Genomic DNA, 17912 nt, shown 5'->3' with positions numbered 1-17912 from the left:
ATAAAGAGAAAAATCAAGAATTTAACAATGTTGTAAAATTGGAGAAAGGAATTAAAATGAGCAATCAATTTAAACATTTACTTAGTCCGATCACAATCGGAAAAGTGACATTTAAGAACCGTTTTGCTGTTTCTCCTATGGGAGGAGCTTATGGGAATCAAAAGGGCGCGTACGGCGAATACAGTGATAAAGGGATTGAATATATTCTGGAACGCGCAAGAGGCGGCTTTGGCTTATTTTTCGCCGGCTGCCTGCAGCCAGATACCAAGGTTGATCCTTGTGACCAGGCAACTCATTTTATGAATCATCAGGCGGATTTCCAGAAGATGGCTCTTCGTCTGAATGAGCGGGCATCGTTTTATGATATGAAGATCATACAGCAGGTCTCTTTGGGACTGGGAAGAAACAGAGCAGGCCTATACTCATGTTCCCGCAATGAAGTCTTTGGGATGCCGGGGTGTTTTTCAGAGGAACTTACCAATGAACAGATCAAAATTAAGAGAGACAGTGTGATTCAGGCGGCGAAATTGATGAAAGATTCCGGATTTGTAGGAGTTGAGATGCATGCGCTGCACTGGGGATATCTGCTGGATCAGTTCGCCTTGGCGATTACAAACCGGAGAACCGATGAATATGGGGGAAGTTTAGAGAACCGTCTCCGCATATGCAAAGAACTGGTGGAGGGGGTCAAGCAGGTCTGCGGACAGGATTTTCTTGTCAGCATCCGACTGGGACTGAAGAGTTATATTTCCGGTCTGAATAAGACGAATTTTACCGGAGAAGAAGACGCTGGAAGGACTCAGGAAGAGGGAATCCGTATTGCTAAGCTGCTGGAATCCTACGGTTATGATCTTCTGAATGTGGACGTGGGAATGTATGATTCCTTCTACTACGCCTGCCCGCCTATGTATATGCCGCAGGGCCATGTGATTCCTCTGGCGGAGAAGGTAAAGGAAGCGGTCAATATTCCAGTGTACTGCGGATCTCGAATGAACGATCCTTATATGACGGAAGAAGCTGTTGCGAAGAAGCAGATTGATGGAGTGGTTCTGGGACGTCAGTCATTGGCAGATCCCTATTATGTGAAGAAGCTGGAAATGGGAAAGCCGGATAAAATCAGGCCGTGTATCGGGTGTCTGGTAGGATGCATGGGGAAACTCCGCTCCGGCGAACATGTGGCGTGTGCGGTGAACCCGACCCTGCAAAAAGAAATTAATTATCATCTGGAGAAAGCATTGGCTCCTAAGAAGGTTGCTGTTATAGGCGGAGGAATCGCGGGAATGGAAGCGGCCCGTGTCCTGAAAATGAAAGGGCACGATGTCACAATCTACGAGAAAACAGACTGTCTGGGAGGACTGTTGATCCCGGCCGGAGCTCATGAATTCAAGAAAGAGATCAAACAACTCCTGGAGTGGTATAAAGGAGAGATCACAGACCTTGAGATTCCAGTGGTATACCAGGCAGAAATGACAGCGGAAAAAATAAAAGAATTACATCCTGATGTTGTAATCAACGCAATTGGTTCCAAACCTATCATGCCAAGGATCGAAGGCATTGATCATGCAAAATGCTGTTCTGGAGTGGATGCGCTGAACGGGAAAGTAGAACTTGGGAAAAAAGTCATTGTCGTAGGCGGCGGGCTGGTTGGATGCGAGACAGCCATTGACCTGGCGATGCAGGGCAGGGAAGTGACGATCGTGGAAACGGCGCCGGCGGTATTAGCAGCCAGCAAGATGATTCCTGTCATGGTAGCCCAGATGATCCCGGATTTGATCAAACACTATCATGTTAAGACATTGGTAAATTATAAAATCGTAGGGATCAATGATGTGGGAGCGGTGGTCGCGCCCAGCACGGGAGGCGGAGAAAACCAAGTACTTGAAGCGGATAATGTTCTGATGTCAATAGGTCTTCGCCCGCTGCCTTCTTTTGTCCAGGAACTGATCGGAGAGGGAATCGAAATCTATGCGGTAGGAGATGAGAACCGGATAGGAAATATTTATACAGCAGTCGCTTCAGCCTATGAGGTGGCGAGAAAAATATAAGGAGAAGAGAGTATGGGAACGAGTACAGAATTAAGCCAGAATTTAAAGAGACGTAACTTGATGTTTGTCATGGGATTATGCTTAATGTTATGCGGCAGCTTAGTTTTTTCCTGGAGTGTATATGTCAATCCTCTTTTGGAGGCGCATGGCTGGTCCCTGACGTCTGTGGCATTGGTTGGAACATCGGCCTCTGCGTTTTATTCGGCAGGATGCTTTGTGGGCGGATGGCTCAGAAATAAAATCGGTACCAAGAAAGTGTTGATAACAGGTACGATCGGATTTATGGCAGGATTGTTCCTCAGCGGACTTGCTACATCTCCACAGTTGCTGTATGTTACCTACAGCGGAATCGCGGGGCTGTCTGCCGGATTTATCTATTGCGTTGTTACTTTTGCCATCGGACAATGGTTCCCAGACAGAAAAGGATTGATGATGGCTTGTGTCTTGGCAGTGTGGGGCGGTTCGTCAGCGTTTGTAGGGCCTTTGGTCACAGCTTTGATCGGCGCGGTAGGAGTCATTAATGTGTTCTATATTGAGGCAGTAGTATTTGGAGCGATCTGCCTGGTATGCTCCTTCCTTTTTAAGGAAGCACCAGAAGGATTTAATCCTTACCCGGAAAAAGTAGCGGTTACTCCTTCGAACCAAAGGAATTATTATCTGCCTCAGGCGATTCGCACCTGGCCATTCTGGGCACATCTGATCGCAATGGCGATTTACCCGGCGTTTTATCAGTGTATGAGTTCGCTGTTTGTAACCTTTGGACTTGATAACGGATTTTCGCAGACAATGGCCACCGCGATTCTCTCTATCGTGTCGATCTGTTCGATCATAGGAAGGATCGGATTTGGACAATTGGTAGATAAGACGGGATGGAAACTTGGATATGCCGCGCACTGGATCATTATGAGCGCCGGCGGAATCGGGTTGATCCTGTTTAGAGGAAATCCAGCGCTTTTGATCGTTTCCTTTGTGCTGATCGGAATTGGCTTTGGAGCAGTAGCCAGCACGAATGCGGTCATCGCTATGGAAGAGTGGGGCCCCAAAGCTTCCGGTTCTGTATTTGGCGCGGCAATGCTGGGATATGTACCGGCCAGTCTGATTGTTCCGAGTGTGGGACTGAATCTTATGGAATCCTCCGGAAGCTATATTCCTTTGCAGGTGTTTGGGCTGATCTGTACCGCGGTGGGAGCAGTCTGCGCATTGAGTATCAAACCGATCAAACCGGACCGCTTTAAGGAGGAAGGATAATGAAACGGGTGTTTGAGCCGATTCGGATCGGCAGGGAGAAACTGGAGATCCCCAATCGTTTTGCGGCGACTGCGGCAGTGACTCTGACTTGTGACAAGAACGGCTATCCTACCGAACATTTTATCAGTTATTATGAGGGGAAAGCTAAAGGCGGCTGGGGATTAATTTTTATTGAAGACACGGCTGTTGATAAGTATGGGCGAAGCTTTGACCGGGTTCCGGGATTGTGGGAAGACGGACAGGGCGAAGCTATGAAAGGGTTGACCAGGCGGGTCCATAAGTTTGGCTCAAGGATTTTTGCTCAGATTTATCATGCGGGAAGACAGACGAAACCAGACGTGATCGATGGAGAATGTACCATAGCTCCTTCCAGGATCATCGATCCTAATACGAGAGCTACTCCGCGGGCGATGTCGGTCCGGGAAATAGAAGAGATGGTGGTAAAATTCGGAGAAGCTGCTTACCGGGCAAAACAGGCAGGATTTGATGGGGTGGAAGTCCATGCGGGTCATGGGTATCTGGTCAATGAGTTTTTATCCCATTATTCTAATAAACGGGTGGACAAATACGGTGGAAATATACGGAATCGCTGTAGATTTGCCTTGGAAATCTTACAGGAGATCAAGAAACGCTGTGGAGACGGATTCCCGGTGAGTATGCGGATTTCTGCGGATGAGAAAGTACCGGGAGGAATTACGATAGAGGATGCGAAAGTGATCGCTATGCTGCTGGAAGAGAATGGGCTGGATCTCATGAATGTATCGGCAGCTGTAAACGCCTCTGTCCAGTATGTAACCCCGTCGGCAGCAGTACGGCATGGAGTTTATGTGGATTTGGCGGAAGAAATAAAACAGGTAGTGTCTATACCGGTAATTGGAGTCGGAAGAGTCAATGACCCATTTCTGGCAGAAGCAGTCTTGGAGTCGGGGAAATGCGACTTGGTGGGAATGCTCCGGGCATCTATGGCAGACCCAGAGCTGCCAAATAAAGCAAAGGAGGGTAGATTCGAGGATATCAAGACATGTGTGGGATGTCTTATCGGATGTTCCGGGCACCTGGCAAAAGGAATCTCTGCCACCTGTATTTTTAATCCTGTAATGACACGGGAGACAGAAATCCCTGTTAAGGAGGCAGAAATCAAAAAGTCAGTGGCGGTGATCGGAGCCGGAGTGGGCGGTATGGAATTCGCTATTACAGCCGCCAGATGTGGACATGAAGTGACGCTCATTGAAAAAGAAAACATACCAGGAGGACAATACCGATACGCGGCAGTTCCTCCAGAGAAGGGAGAACTTACATCCTTTCTGGTATGGCAGCAGACACAATTGAAAAAACTGGGTGTCCGAATGTTGATGAACACAGAAGCGACAGCTTCCCTGATTGAGACTCTGAGGCCAGATGTGGCAGTTGTCGCTGCCGGGGCAAAACCAGTATTCCCACCAATACCAGGCGTAAAAGGGCCGCAGGTTTTTACTGCGATCCAGGTCCTTGCAGGCGAAGTCCTGCCAGGAAAGAAAGGCATCGTGATCGGCGGCGGGATGGTAGGCGGAGAAACGGCATACCACCTGAGCAGTCATGGTTACCAAGTGCAGGCGATCATAGAGATGCTGCCGGAGATTTTAGGCGACATGCCAAGAAATCCTAAGATCTATCTGAATAAGGCGCTGAAGGAAGCTGGGATTGACATTCTGACAGAAACAGTGGTAAAAGAAATTGCGGAGGGGATGGTTGTCATTGAAGCAGATGGCAGGCAGCAGGAAATCCAGACGGATTTTGTGGTGATCGCTACAGGATCCAAGTCTTGCGGACAACTTGCAGAAGAACTGCAGGGAAAGGTGGAAAAAGTACTCTGCCTGGGAGATGCCAAGCAGCCAAGAAGCGCTTTGGAAGCAATCCATGAAGGATATGAATTAGCAGTAAATTTATAAAAACAGCAAAGAAAAGATCAATAGAAAAGGAGAAAAAAATATGTATACAGAAATCAGAGAATATGTAAGATTTGTTCCATCAGTCATCGCGCCAGGAGCGATTAATCTAATCGCGGATAAAGTAAAAGATCTGGGAGGAACCAAGGCGCTGATCGTAGCCGATGCGTTTCTGGAAGAGCCAATAAAGACGATCAAGAATAGGCTGGATGAGGCGGGAATCCCGCATGTTGAATTTACAGATATTGTTCCAGATCCAACAGATACATCCGTTTACGCAGGGACAAAAGTTGCCAAAGAGGCTGGAGGCATTGACATTGTTATTGCTATGGGAGGCGGAAGCGCTATGGATACAGCTAAAGCAATCAATGTGCTGTTAAAAAATCCAGAGCCGCTTAATCGCTATTATGTAACAGAGCAGAATATCGCGCCGGAACCAAGTTATCCGATCATCGCGATTCCATCTACTTCAGGAACCGGCTCAGAGAGTACCTTTGCGGCAATGGTTACAAATACAGAAGTACATGGGAAGAGAGCTCTCCGCAGTGATGGAGCATGTTTGCCTAAGCTGGCCCTGCTGGATCCAGAGCTGACTTACTCTATGCCTCCGGCTCTGACTGCCAACAGCGGCGTAGATGCTTTTTCTCATGCGGCGGAAGCATTCTCATGCAAGAAGGCAAATCCGATTGCCGATGCGTTAGCCAGAGAATCAATGGAAATGATCGTAAAATATCTGCCCAGAGCTGTAGAAAATGGAGATGATAAAGAAGCCAGATATTATATGTATGTAGGATCAAATTTGGCAGGTATGGCAGTCAGCAACAGTTTGTGTCATTTTGGACATTCTTTTGGACACAGCCTGGGAGCGGTTGCTCATATTCCTCACGGCGCATGTATGGCGGCGGCCATACCGGAGACCTACGCATCTCTTGCCAAGGTAGAGTATGATAAGATAAAATGGATGGCGGAACTGGTCAGCGGAGAAGAGATTCCAGAGGGAATCAGCGCGGAAGAATTAGAGAAAAGAGCAAGAGAAGCTTTCTACAAATTTATCAAACTGACCAAAGCTCCTACTCTGAAGGACTACGGTGTCACCAGAGAACAGGTTATGAAGACGGCGGAGATCATTCCTACTGACGGCGCCTTTGATCATGCGAAATATGTTCCGACAGAAGAAGATATCAAAGGAATGCTTACAAGAATTGCGGATAGATTCTGCTAACTTCAGGATAAATGTGAATCTATGCTGTCGCATCTATGAAATAAATCATAGGTGCGACAGCTCTATAGGGGTTAAAGCAGAAAGAATACGGAGAATAGAACCATGAAGGACGTTTTGATTATTGTAGTACCAATCGTATTATTGTCTGTATTATGTATGAAACAAATCCATACGATCATTGCAAGTCTAGCTGCGAGTGTCCTTCTAATGATATGCAGCGGAATGGATATCTATGAGGGGCTGACGGTAACCTATATGGAAGGATTTGTATCCTTTATCCAGAGTTGGTTCCTGATGTTTCTCTATGGTCAGGTATTTGCGAAGATTTTGAATATTTCCGGAGCGGCAGATAGTTTGGCCAGGACAATTTTGAATTTGATCGGCCCCAAAAATATATCATTTGCTCTTACGATTGTCGGTTTTTTGTTTACTTGTGGCGGGATATCGGCTTATGTTTCTGTGTTCCTGCTGGTTCCTATAGGGGTGGAGATGTGCAGAAGAGCCAATATACCCAGAAGGTTCTGCTTGGCCGGATTTACGCTGGGAAGTGTAGGAGCCTTTGCCACACCTTTTGTTCCCTCAATCCAAAATCTTTTATGCGCTGATTTATTTGGGACTACGCTGGGAGCTGGCGGAGGGATCGCCTTGGGATGTATGGCAGTTTTCTTTGGGCTGGGCCTTCTGTATCTGAAATGGTATGAAAGCTATTGCGCGAAAAGAGGAATGGGCTTTATAGAAACGGAGGAAGAAGAGATGAGGGAGGAAAAGCCGGCGGCTCATTTTAGCTGTGCTCTGATTCCCCTTCTGATCCCAGCGGTTCTTTATAATGTATTTGATTTTTCTATCGAAATGGCATTGTTTGCGGCAACTTGCGCTGCGGCTGTTTTGAATTATAAACATCTTCCTCATAATTCGGAAGAGATTAAGGGACTTTTAACTTCCTCTGTTTCGGAAGCCGGGGACTCCTGCTTCCAAGTCTGCGGAGTTGTGGGATTTGGCTCCATCATTGTTGCCACCTCCGCATATACAAATTTGACGGAAGCATTATTGAACCTAAATGCGGATCCGCTTCTTATGGCTTTAGTAAGTACAGGATTACTTGCCGGGGCGGCAGGGTCGGCCTCTGCCGGCATTGTTTTGGCAGGGCCCGTGCTGCAGCAGTTTGCCACAGCGGCAACAGCGGAGCATATCCACCGCTTGATCGTTCTGGGAGCAGTATCCTGTGATACGTTGCCAAACTGTGGTTTCCTCTATATGCAGGCCGCGATTAGCAAAGTGCCGGTGAAAGATTCATATCTGCCGATAGATTTTGTGTTATCTCTTCTTTTGCCTCTTTTGATCGGAATTTTGTATATTGCGATTTTGAAATTGGCAGGGATTGCCTGAGATTGCCTGAGATCCGAAAGACAGCAAAATCCCGCTGGCTGCGCAAGCCGGCGGGATTCTTGGTTGTCGTTATCGTCATCTAAAGGAATGAGAGTAAAGTGCTGCTTCTGGAATAAAAATTCCAGAAGCATTACTTTAATGAGGGGGGAGATAGTTGATGTGCTGTTCAACTATCTGTAATACAGTATAAAAAAGAAATGTGACCAAAATGTGTTTTCTTCCTAAAAGAAATAGAAATTTTCTTAAGAGGATATTAAAAGTAAGAATGAAAAGCTATTTGTGATCATTGCGGATCTGATAGCGGAGATAATCTAAATGTCCCAACTGCTTTTCACGGAAATGAATTTCATCTAAGAGCGTCCGCCGCTTCTGATCGAGAATCTTAAGCCGCTGGTCCCTGCTGTTTTCCCGCTCCAGCAGGAGCTTCATATAAACTTCTATTTCAGAAGTTTCAAAGCCGATATCATGTAAAGTCATGATCATACTTAGATGTTCCAGGTCGGTGTCGTCATACTGCCAAGCCCCCATTACCTTTTTGACCGCGCCGCACAGTCCCCATTGCTCATATTCATGGAGAATATCGAGGGGTATATTGTAGCGTTCGCTTGCTTCATCAATGGTCATTTCCATCCTCCTTTTTGACTGTCGGATTTTTGGACACCTATATTGTAATCCTTATATAAAAACGCGTCTAATGCTTATGTTCAATCATTATAAATGCCTGCCAAGTATTCCTTGGCATATTGAATAAAAGCTTCGGCAGCCTGGGAGAAAATCTGGCCCTTTTTCCAGACAAGAACGGTTCCGGCCTCTAATCTTGGGCTGAAAGGAATAAAGCGCAGGCCGGCATAAGCGCAGTTCATCTGTATGGTAATGATACTGCCCAATCCGCATCTGGCAAGTTCAGTCAGATTATAGAGGAGATTTCCGGCGGCAATACTTTTGATTTGGTCCGCGTAATCTCCAAACCAGTTTAACACCTCATTTTTGACACTTTCCCGCTGCGTCATGATAACCGGAAAGCGGACCAGGTCTTCCGGGGTTACTTCTGTTTTGCCGGCGAGAACCGAGTCTTCACGCACAAGAACTCCCCAGCTTTCTTTAAATGGCGTACGGGCAAAGTGATATTTTGAAATGTCCACCGGTTCCCCCAGAAGTCCGATATCTAAAAGGCCCCGGTCAAGCCGTTCTTTGATATTGTCCGCGTTTCCGCTGTATAACTCAAACTGAACCTGCGGATATTTTTCGTGAAAAGAGGAAATCAGTTCCGCAAGAAATTGGGAAGTTTTGAATTCACCGCTTCCGATCATGATCGTGCCTGCCAGTATCTCGCTGTCTTTATGCCGGATATCTTCTATGGTCTTCTCAGATAAAGCGACAAGCTCTTCGGCGCGGCGGCGGAGAAGGATTCCCTCTTCTGTCAGTACAATCCGGTGCTTGCTTCGCTGAAATAATTTTACGCCCAGTTCTTCCTCAAGCTGGATCAATTGTCTGGAAAGGGTAGGCTGCGTGATGTGAAGAAGTTCGGCGGCATGGGTGATATTCTCTTCCCTGGCTACCATTAAAAAATATTTTAGTACACGAAATTCCATATGACAGATACCTCCCTGCTGATCCTGTGATTCCAGTTTAGCATACGGAGCGGACGGGAACAAGCTTTGGACTGGCAAGCGATTTTCCTCATAATAAAAAATAGGGAAAAAACCTGTGAAAAAGGCCATGGAAAAGTTTCTTAAAAATCATAAAAATAAAGATTGCATTCCTGTCTGTTATTCTCTACAATGTGTTCTGGATACGGGTTATGGTCCGCGGTCAAGCGCGGAGGAAAAACATATCAGTGTCCTCATGGATTTACAGAAACGAAGAGACTAGACGAAACAGACTGGGGGTGCGTGATATTATGGATTACAAACGGATTTTGGAAGGGATTCTTGATATCGGAGAGGCGATGCTGTGCAGCGGGGCGGAGAATTTCAGGCTGGATGACACGCTGTACCGAATGTGCAAGAGCTATGGATTTAAACGCTATGATGTGTTTGCCATCCCGAGTAATATACAGATTACGGTGGAGACGCCGGAAGGAGAGATCCTTACGCAGATCCGCCACATAGAATCTACCGGCATTAATTATGACCGTCTGGATTATCTTAACAATCTGGCCAGATATGTCTGTAAGAATACGCCGGATGCGGAAGAAATGCATGAGAAATATCTGGAAGTCATGAATCGGGAAGAACAGCGGCCGATCGTGACATATCTGGCGGGAATCATGGGAGGGACTGGATTCGCGGTATTCTTTGGCTGCGGAATAACAGATGGGATTGTTGCGGTGCTGGTATCTGCCATGATCGTATTTGTGGGAAATTGGCTTGGAAAGCGGGAAAGCAACCTTATGATCTACAACCTGATATTGGCTTTTCTTGCGGAGACGATCATTATCGGCATGACCATCTTAGGGATCGGGACACATCCGGACCGGATCATGATAGGAATCGTCATGCTTCTGATCAGCGCGCTCAGTACGACCAATGGAATACGGGAAGTGCTCCAGAGAGATTTTATCTCCGGCCTGATCAATATTATGAATTCGATTCTGGGCGCGGCAGGGATCGCCTTTGGTATTGCTATTGCTATGCGGCTTTTTGGCGGCGGACATTCTGATGGATATACGCTGAATCCAAATGTGATCATACAGCTGATCTCCTGTACGGTTGCGTGTACAGGATTTGCGCTGTGGTTTAAGATCAAAGGAAAACAGGTATTCTACTCCAGTATCGGAGCGTTTTGTACTTGGGCTATCTACCTTTTGACTTTTGAAATCTGGCCCAGCAACTTTGTCGCTACTATGGCGGGAGGTGTTTTCGTAGCCGGTTACGCATTTATCATGTCCAGGGTCAACAAAGCGCCGGCAACCATATTTTTGACGGCCTCCGCCTTCCCTCTGATTCCCGGACCAAATCTCTATTATATGATGTATGGCTGGGTAAGCGGCGATGTGGCTCTCGCGAAGCAGGAAGGATGGGTGCTGCTGGAAACGTGTCTGGGGATCGCGCTTGGATTCCTGATCGTAGATGTGGTTTCCAGGTGTGTATTGTACGCAACAAAGAAAGATGACCAGATAAGAAAAAAAGCAATATAATAGGTCTTCCATTTTGTGATGAGATGTGGTATAATGAACCTCGTGCGGGGCATTAGCGCAGTTGGGAGCGCGCCACATTCGCATTGTGGAGGCCACGGGTTCGAATCCCGTATGCTCCAGATCAGAGGCCGGGCGGAAGATTTCCGCCCGGTTTTTATATTTGCGGAAAAGCGTGGCAAAAGTGCAGAATGTGCGGTATAATGAGCGCAGAATATCTTAGGGGGAAGCTATTATGGAGAAATCAAAAGTTTACTTTACAAATATGAAAACAACGCTGAGTGAGAATCTTCCGCAGAAACTAAAGCGTCTGATCCTGACCGCAGGAATGGACAAGATTGATTTCGATGGAAAATATACGGCGGTGAAGATGCATTTTGGAGAGCCTGGCAACCTGGCCTTCCTGCGGCCAAACTATGCGGCTGTAGTGACAGATACGGTAAGAGAACTGGGCGGGAAGCCATTCCTGACAGATTGTAACACCTTGTATGTTGGCGGAAGAAAAAATGCGCTGGACCACCTGGATTCTGCTTACCAGAATGGATTCTCACCCTTTTCCACCAGATGTCATGTACTGATCGGGGACGGGCTGAAGGGAACCGATGAGACGCTGGTCCCGGTGGATGGCGAATATGTAAAAGAAGCCAAGATCGGAAGAGCTGTGATGGATGCGGATGTATTTATCTCCCTGAGCCATTTTAAGGGACACGAATCCACAGGATTTGGCGGAGCCTTAAAGAATATCGGCATGGGCTGCGGCTCACGGGCCGGGAAAATGGAGATGCACAGCGCGGGCAAACCCTACGTGGAACAGGAGAACTGCATCGGCTGCGGCAACTGTATCCGTGTCTGCGCGCACGATGCGCCTTCGATCAAGGATAAGAAAGCTTCGATCGACCAGAATAAATGTGTGGGCTGCGGACGCTGTATCGGGGTCTGTCCCAAGGATGCGGTCTGCGCGTCCAATGACGAGTCTAACGATATCCTGAACAGAAAGATTGCGGAATATAGCCTGGCAGTAGTCAAAGACCGGCCCCATTTCCACATCAGCTTAGTCATTGATGTATCACCCAACTGTGACTGCCATGCGGAGAATGATATCCCCATCGTGCCGGATGTGGGAATGTTCGCCTCTTTTGACCCGGTAGCTTTGGACCGGGCATGCGCCGATGCGGTAAACGCCCAGCCGGTGATCGCAGGCAGCCAGTTAGACGAGATGCCTCATGTACACCACGATCATTTTATTGATTCCGCGCCGACCACAGATTGGCGGGTATGTCTGGAACATGCGGAGAAGATCGGGCTTGGGACTCAGGATTATGAATTGGTAAGGATATAATTAAGGCGGGAGTACTTATGACAAAGAAGCAGCTAGCGTTGGAAGTGATTGAACGGTTAAAAAAAGAATATCCGGATGCGGGATGTACACTGGACTATGACCAGGCATGGAAACTGCTGGTCAGCGTGCGCCTGGCAGCCCAATGCACGGACGCCAGGGTCAACGTGGTAGTGGAAGATTTATATAAAAAGTATCCGGATATGGAGGCCCTTGCCGGGGCGGAGCCGGAACAGATCGAGGAGATCATCCGGCCCTGCGGGCTGGGGAAAAGCAAAGCCAGAGACATCAGCGCCTGTATGCGTATGCTCAGGGATGAATATGGAGGAAAGGTTCCAAAGGATTTTAACGCTCTGTTGAAATTGCCGGGAGTGGGGCGCAAAAGCGCCAACTTGATCATGGGGGACGTGTTCGGGGAACCGGCTATCGTTACAGACACCCACTGTATCCGGCTGGTAAACCGGATCGGTCTGGTAGATGGGATCAAAGAACCCAAGAAGGTGGAGATGGCTTTGTGGAAGATCATTCCTCCGGAGGAAGGAAGTGATTTCTGCCACAGGCTGGTCTACCACGGAAGGGATGTGTGCACGGCCAGGACCAAGCCCAACTGCGGCCGATGCTGCCTTGCGGATATCTGTAAGAAAACTGGCGTAGAGCGGGAATAACCGCAGACAGAGAAACATAGACGGAGAGTGAGAAATGAAGAAAAACAGGATATGGGCCATATTGGCATTGAGCATGGCAATTCTGCTTGGCGCCTGTGCTTCCGGCGACAATGAAGAAGAGACGGGAGCTGTAGGGACAGGGCAGGAGTCTTCCGAGGAGGATTCTGAAGAAGAATACGGGAAGATCTTTGGAGATTTTGAGACGGTCGCGGTCAGCGGCGAGACTTTGACCCAGGATGTGTTTGGACAGGCGGAACTTTCCATGGTAAATATCTGGGCCACCTATTGCGGCCCTTGTATCCAGGAAATGCCAGAACTAGCCAGCCTTCACCAGGAATACGCGGATCAGGGAGTACAGATCCTGGGGCTGATCAGTGATGTGTCGGATCCGGGAGATGAAGCGGCGGCTAAGATCATAGAGGAGACGGGCGCGGATTATGTGCATATGATCCCTTCCGCGGAATTGCAAAGCGGGATCTTAAGTATGGTAAGCGCGGTGCCGACCACCATCTTTGTAGACCAGGAAGGAAATATGGTGGGAAAGGCATATGCGGGAGCGAGAAATAAAGAAGAATGGGCGCAGATCATTGAGGAAAAATTAAGCGAGGTGCGGCAATGACAGGAAAACGCCTTCGCCTGCTGCAGGTCTTTCTCCTGGCAGCAGGCGTTTTGTGCATTGGGATCGGGATTTTCCGCGGAGAGGCGGAAGAAGTCATGATCAAAGCAGTGAATCTATGTCTGGAGTGTATTGGAATTGGGTGATCAGTCAAAGAACCATCAAGGAAAGAAGAAAGGAAGAACAGGAATCCGGCTGTGGGTCCAGATTGGAGCCGCGGCTCTGACTAACGGATATTTCCTGGGATTTCTTACCGGCAGGATCTACAGAGGGCCTGGCAAAGCAGTCTGCGTGCCAGGCTTAAACTGTTATTCCTGTCCGGGAGCGCTGGGATCTTGTCCCATCGGCGCTCTGCAGTCGGTGCTTGGCAGCAGGGATTACCGGTTTTCTTTTTATGTGGTGGGATTCCTGATTTTCGCGGGATCTGTATTCGGAAGATTTATCTGCGGATGGCTCTGTCCCTTTGGACTTATCCAAGATCTGCTGTACCGGATCCCTTTTTTTCGAAAGCGGAAGAACCTTCCGGGACATAAGAAGCTGGTCTGGCTGAAATATGTGATCCTGGTGCTGTTTGTGATCCTGCTGCCCTCTGTGATAGTAGATATGGTAGGCCAGGGCAGTCCCTGGTTTTGTAAGTATATCTGTCCCTCCGGTACACTGATGGCTGGGATTCCGTTGGTGGCTTCCAATGAAATCCTGCGGGATGCCATAGGAACGCTGTTTGCCTGGAAAATGGGAATCCTGACAGCCATTATCATACTGGCGCTGTGGGTGTACCGCCCATTCTGCAAATATCTGTGTCCGCTGGGGGCGATCTACAGCCTGTTCAATCCAGCGGCTCTCTACCGGTATCAGATCCAGCAGGAGAAGTGTACTAAATGCGGCAGATGCGCCTCTGTCTGCAAAATGGATATCAAGGTCTGGGAACAGCCAAACAGCAGAGAATGTATCCGGTGCGGAGACTGTCTGAGAGCCTGCCCCCAAGGGGCGATCCGCCGGGCGGGGGCCGCGGGAAGAAAAAGAGAACAAAAGATATAGTAGGAGATGATGAGTTGTATATTGCGGATCTGCATATTCATTCCCGCTATTCCAGAGCTACCAGCAAGGACTGCACGCCGGAGCATCTGGACTTGTGGGCAAGGAGAAAGGGAATCCAGTTGGTCGGGACCGGAGATTTCACCCATCCGGCCTGGCGGGAAGAACTGGAAGAAAAATTAGAGCCTGCCGGCGAGGGACTCTACCGGCTGAAAGAATCGTACAAGATCAAGGATGACAGTGTGGCGGGAGCGCAGGAGCCAAGGTTTGTGATCACGGGAGAGATCAGTTCTATCTATAAGAAGCGGGATAAGGTGCGAAAAGTCCACAGCCTGATCCTGCTTCCAGGTCTTTCGGAAGCGGAGGAAATCTCCCGCAAGCTGGAAGCGATCGGCAATATTCATTCTGACGGACGGCCGATCCTGGGACTGGACTGTCACGATCTTCTGGAGATCCTGCTGGAGCTGTGCCCGGACTCAATCTATGTGCCGGCTCATATCTGGACGCCTCATTTCTCTATGTTTGGAGCATTTTCTGGGTTTGACAGTGTGGAAGAGTGTTTCGAGGATCTGTCAGGCCATATCCACGCGGTGGAAACCGGGCTTTCCTCAGATCCGCCTATGAACTGGCGGGTGTCCGCCCTGGACCGCTATCAGCTGATCTCAAATTCTGACGCCCATTCCCCCGCGAAGCTTGGAAGGGAAGCCAACCTTCTGAACAGTGAATTGTCCTATCCAGGATTAAAGAAAGCAGTGGAGACGGGAGAAGGGCTGTATGGAACGATCGAGTTTTTCCCGGAAGAAGGGAAATATCACTATGACGGCCATCGAAAATGTCATTTGTGCCTGACGCCTTTGGAGACAGATGAGTATCAGGGGATCTGTCCGGTATGCCAGAAGAAGCTGACCATCGGCGTGGCCCACAGGGTCCAACAGCTCTCCGACCGGCCGGAAGGATATATCCGGGAAGAGGGGAAACCATTTGAGAGTCTGGTGCCTCTGCCAGAAGTGATCGGGGCGGCGCTGGGACACTCTTCTGCCAGTAAAGCGGTGCAGAGAGAATATGAGAAGCTGTTAAAAGAATTGGGACCGGAATTTTCAATTCTTCGGGAAATCCCGGTGGAAGAGATCAGACGGTCAGGCGGCCGCTTGATCGCGGAGGGAATCCGCAGGCTGAGAGAAGGAAAGGTGGAGCGGATACCGGGATACGATGGAGAATACGGGACGATCCGGCTTTTTACGAAAGATGAGATGGAGAATCCGGACGGCCAGATGAACCTCTTCCAGATGGCCGGGATCCAGATGCCGGAGGAAGGGGAGAAAGAGGAAGCTGGCAAAACCGAAACAGAGGAAAAGCCCCGAAAAGGAGAAAAGACCAGAGGGAAGGGGCGAAGGAGAGAGACGGGAAGGGCCAGTGAAAGAGTGGGAGAAGGAATCCGCCTGAACCAAAAGCAGGAGCAGGCGGCCGCGGCCTCTGCGCGAGTGACTGCGGTGACCGCGGGGCCGGGGACGGGCAAAACCCAGACTTTGATCGCCCATCTTTTGTATCTTCTAAAGGAGCGGGAAATAGAGCCAGGGCAGATCACGGCAGTTACCTTTACCAACCGGGCGGCCGCGGAAGTCAAGGCCCGCCTGCAAAAGGTCCTTGGAAAGCGGAAGGCGGATAAGGTCCAGGTGGGAACCTTCCATCATGTGGCTTTGCGTTTCCTGAAAGCCCATGGGATAGAGGGGACTTTGATCGGAGAACTGGAAGCAAGAGACCGGGCGGCCGAGGTGGTCAAAGCTTTTGGGTTGGAATGGAAACCGGGAGAATTCCTGGATGAATTGTCCGCCTATAAGACGAAGCTTGGAGAGCCAGGTAAAGACGGCGGGAACAGGCAGCCGGAAAGCGAAAAAGAAAGGGCAGAGGAAGACGCGTTTGCAGAATACCAGAGAGGGCTTCAGGAAGAAGGCCTTCTGGACTTTGACGATATTCTTTTAAAGGCGCTGGAGACTGCCAAGACACCGGAAGCAGACCGGACGGTTTTCTCCTGCCTGCTCATCGACGAGTTTCAGGATATCAGCCCCTTGCAGTACCGTCTGGTCCAGGCATGGAACCGGGACGGGAAGGAATTGTTTGTGATCGGTGATAAGGACCAGTCCATCTATGGATTCCGGGGCGCGGATGGAAGCTGTTTTGAACGGATGAGTGAAGACTGCCGGAAAGCCTGCGGGGAGATCTTCCAGGTGACACTGGAAGAAAATTACCGGTCTACGCCCCAGATCCTCCTTCCTGCCTGTCGGATGATCTCCGCCAATCCTGGAGGAACCCGGACATTAGCGGCGATTCGGGAAGATGGAGTTCCCGTGCGGATGGTCCGGGCGGGGAGCAGGAAGGAAGAAGGGATCTTCATCGCAAAGGAGATCAACCGTCTGACAGGCGGGATGGGAATGTTGGAAGCTCAGGAAGCCTTTACGGGAAGGCCAAGAAAAGTCAGAGGCTTTGGAGATATTGCGGTTTTATACCGGACCCACCGGCAGGCGCTTCTTTTGGAGACCTGCCTTAGAACGGAAGGAATCCCCTATGTAGTGACAGGGAGAGAAGATTATCTGCTGGAACGCAGTGTGGCAGGAACGGAAGAATTCTTCCGCAGCCTGACAGAGCCGGAGAATTCCACTCTTCAGGAACGGGCCATGAAGCATTTGCTGCATCTGTTCCCCGGAGAACTGACAGAGGAAATCTACAGATCCATGGCACAGCAGTACCAGCCGCTGCTGGAGAAAGAAACGCCGGAAGAAATCCTGAAGCGCTGGATCGCCGATCTTGGCCTGGAGAAACGGAAAGAAATGGAGAAACTGCTGCACGCCTCCATGTTCTACGAGAGGATGGACGAATTCCTGGAAGCCCTGGAGACAGGAGTGGAAAGCGATATCCGCCGCTGCGGCGGCAGGGAGTACCAGGCGGATGCAGTGACGCTGATGACCCTCCATGGAGCGAAAGGCCTGGAATTTCCGGCGGTCATCGTGGCCGGAGCGGAAGAAGGGATGATTCCCTATGAGAGCAGCAGATATCCTGCAGACCTGGAAGAAGAGCGGCGTCTGCTGTATGTGGGGATGACACGGGCAAAAGAAGAGCTGATCCTTACCTGCTGCCAGGAAGAAACCCCGTTTTTGAAAGACTTAGATGAGAAACAGATGACCAGAGAAAAGACGGCGGGAAGGAAAAGGGAAGAAAACGGAAGGCAGATGAGTCTGTTTGAGTTTCTTTCGTAACCGCAACTTGAAAAATCACAGAATTTTAAGAAAGTGTTTATAGAAAA

13 protein-coding genes and 1 tRNA gene are annotated in these 17912 nt (G+C 49.2%); 12 read left to right on the top strand and 2 right to left on the bottom strand.

Going from position 1 to position 17912, the window contains the following annotated elements:
* Window positions 1–56 precede the first annotated feature (56 nt).
* From FND36_13440 to FND36_13420, 5 genes are all read left to right on the top strand, one after another.
* Complete coding sequence (locus FND36_13440) at window positions 57–2045, top strand: hypothetical protein (GenBank protein ID QDW74962.1); 1989 nt, start codon at window positions 57–59, stop codon at window positions 2043–2045.
* A gap of 12 nt (window positions 2046–2057) precedes the next feature.
* Window positions 2058–3293, top strand: coding sequence for an OFA family MFS transporter (locus FND36_13435; GenBank protein ID QDW74961.1), 1236 nt, complete (start codon window positions 2058–2060; stop codon window positions 3291–3293).
* A complete protein-coding gene (locus tag FND36_13430) occupies window positions 3290–5221 on the top strand; it encodes an FAD-binding protein (protein ID QDW74960.1) in 1932 nt (643 codons plus the stop codon). Before FND36_13435 ends, FND36_13430 begins: the two co-directional genes overlap by 4 nt.
* A gap of 40 nt (window positions 5222–5261) precedes the next feature.
* Window positions 5262–6440, top strand: coding sequence for an iron-containing alcohol dehydrogenase (locus FND36_13425; protein ID QDW74959.1), 1179 nt, complete (start codon window positions 5262–5264; stop codon window positions 6438–6440).
* A 102-nt stretch (window positions 6441–6542) separates the two neighbouring features.
* Window positions 6543–7826, top strand: a complete 1284-nt coding sequence (locus tag FND36_13420; GenBank protein QDW74958.1) for a GntP family permease — start codon at window positions 6543–6545, stop codon at window positions 7824–7826.
* A 273-nt stretch (window positions 7827–8099) separates the two neighbouring features.
* Here the strand turns inward: FND36_13420 and FND36_13415 are convergent, their stop codons facing one another.
* Complete coding sequence (locus tag FND36_13415; GenBank protein ID QDW74957.1) at window positions 8100–8450, bottom strand: MerR family transcriptional regulator; 351 nt, start codon at window positions 8448–8450, stop codon at window positions 8100–8102.
* An 80-nt stretch (window positions 8451–8530) separates the two neighbouring features.
* The gene (locus FND36_13410; GenBank protein QDW74956.1) at window positions 8531–9418 is read right to left on the bottom strand and encodes a LysR family transcriptional regulator; all 888 of its coding nucleotides are present in this window, start codon (window positions 9416–9418) and stop codon (window positions 8531–8533) included.
* A gap of 308 nt (window positions 9419–9726) precedes the next feature.
* Between FND36_13410 and FND36_13405 the strand changes: the two genes are divergently transcribed.
* The 7 genes from FND36_13405 (at window position 9727) to FND36_13375 (ending at window position 17865) form a co-directional block, all read left to right on the top strand.
* A complete protein-coding gene (locus tag FND36_13405; GenBank protein QDW74955.1) occupies window positions 9727–10965 on the top strand; it encodes a threonine/serine exporter family protein in 1239 nt (412 codons plus the stop codon).
* Window positions 10966–11011: 46 nt separating this feature from the next.
* Window positions 11012–11084: transfer RNA gene (locus FND36_13400), tRNA-Ala, on the top strand.
* Window positions 11085–11197: 113 nt separating this feature from the next.
* Complete coding sequence (locus tag FND36_13395; GenBank protein ID QDW74954.1) at window positions 11198–12301, top strand: DUF362 domain-containing protein; 1104 nt, start codon at window positions 11198–11200, stop codon at window positions 12299–12301.
* Window positions 12302–12318: 17 nt separating this feature from the next.
* Window positions 12319–12963: an endonuclease III gene (locus tag FND36_13390; GenBank protein QDW74953.1), complete on the top strand. Its 645-nt coding sequence runs from the start codon at window positions 12319–12321 to the stop codon at window positions 12961–12963.
* 34 nt (window positions 12964–12997) lie between these two features.
* Window positions 12998–13582, top strand: coding sequence for a TlpA family protein disulfide reductase (locus FND36_13385; protein QDW74952.1), 585 nt, complete (start codon window positions 12998–13000; stop codon window positions 13580–13582).
* A gap of 129 nt (window positions 13583–13711) precedes the next feature.
* Window positions 13712–14617 (top strand): 4Fe-4S binding protein, encoded by a 906-nt coding sequence (locus FND36_13380; GenBank protein QDW74951.1) that lies wholly within the window; start codon window positions 13712–13714, stop codon window positions 14615–14617.
* A gap of 14 nt (window positions 14618–14631) precedes the next feature.
* On the top strand, window positions 14632–17865 hold the full coding sequence (locus FND36_13375; protein ID QDW74950.1) for an AAA family ATPase: 3234 nt from the start codon (window positions 14632–14634) through the stop codon (window positions 17863–17865).
* The last annotated feature ends 47 nt before the right edge of the window (window positions 17866–17912 follow it).

It is taken from the genome of Lachnospiraceae bacterium KGMB03038 (assembly GCA_007361935.1).
Classification (GTDB): Bacteria; Bacillota; Clostridia; order Lachnospirales; family Lachnospiraceae; genus Massilistercora.
This window is presented reverse-complemented; position numbering and strand designations above follow the sequence as displayed.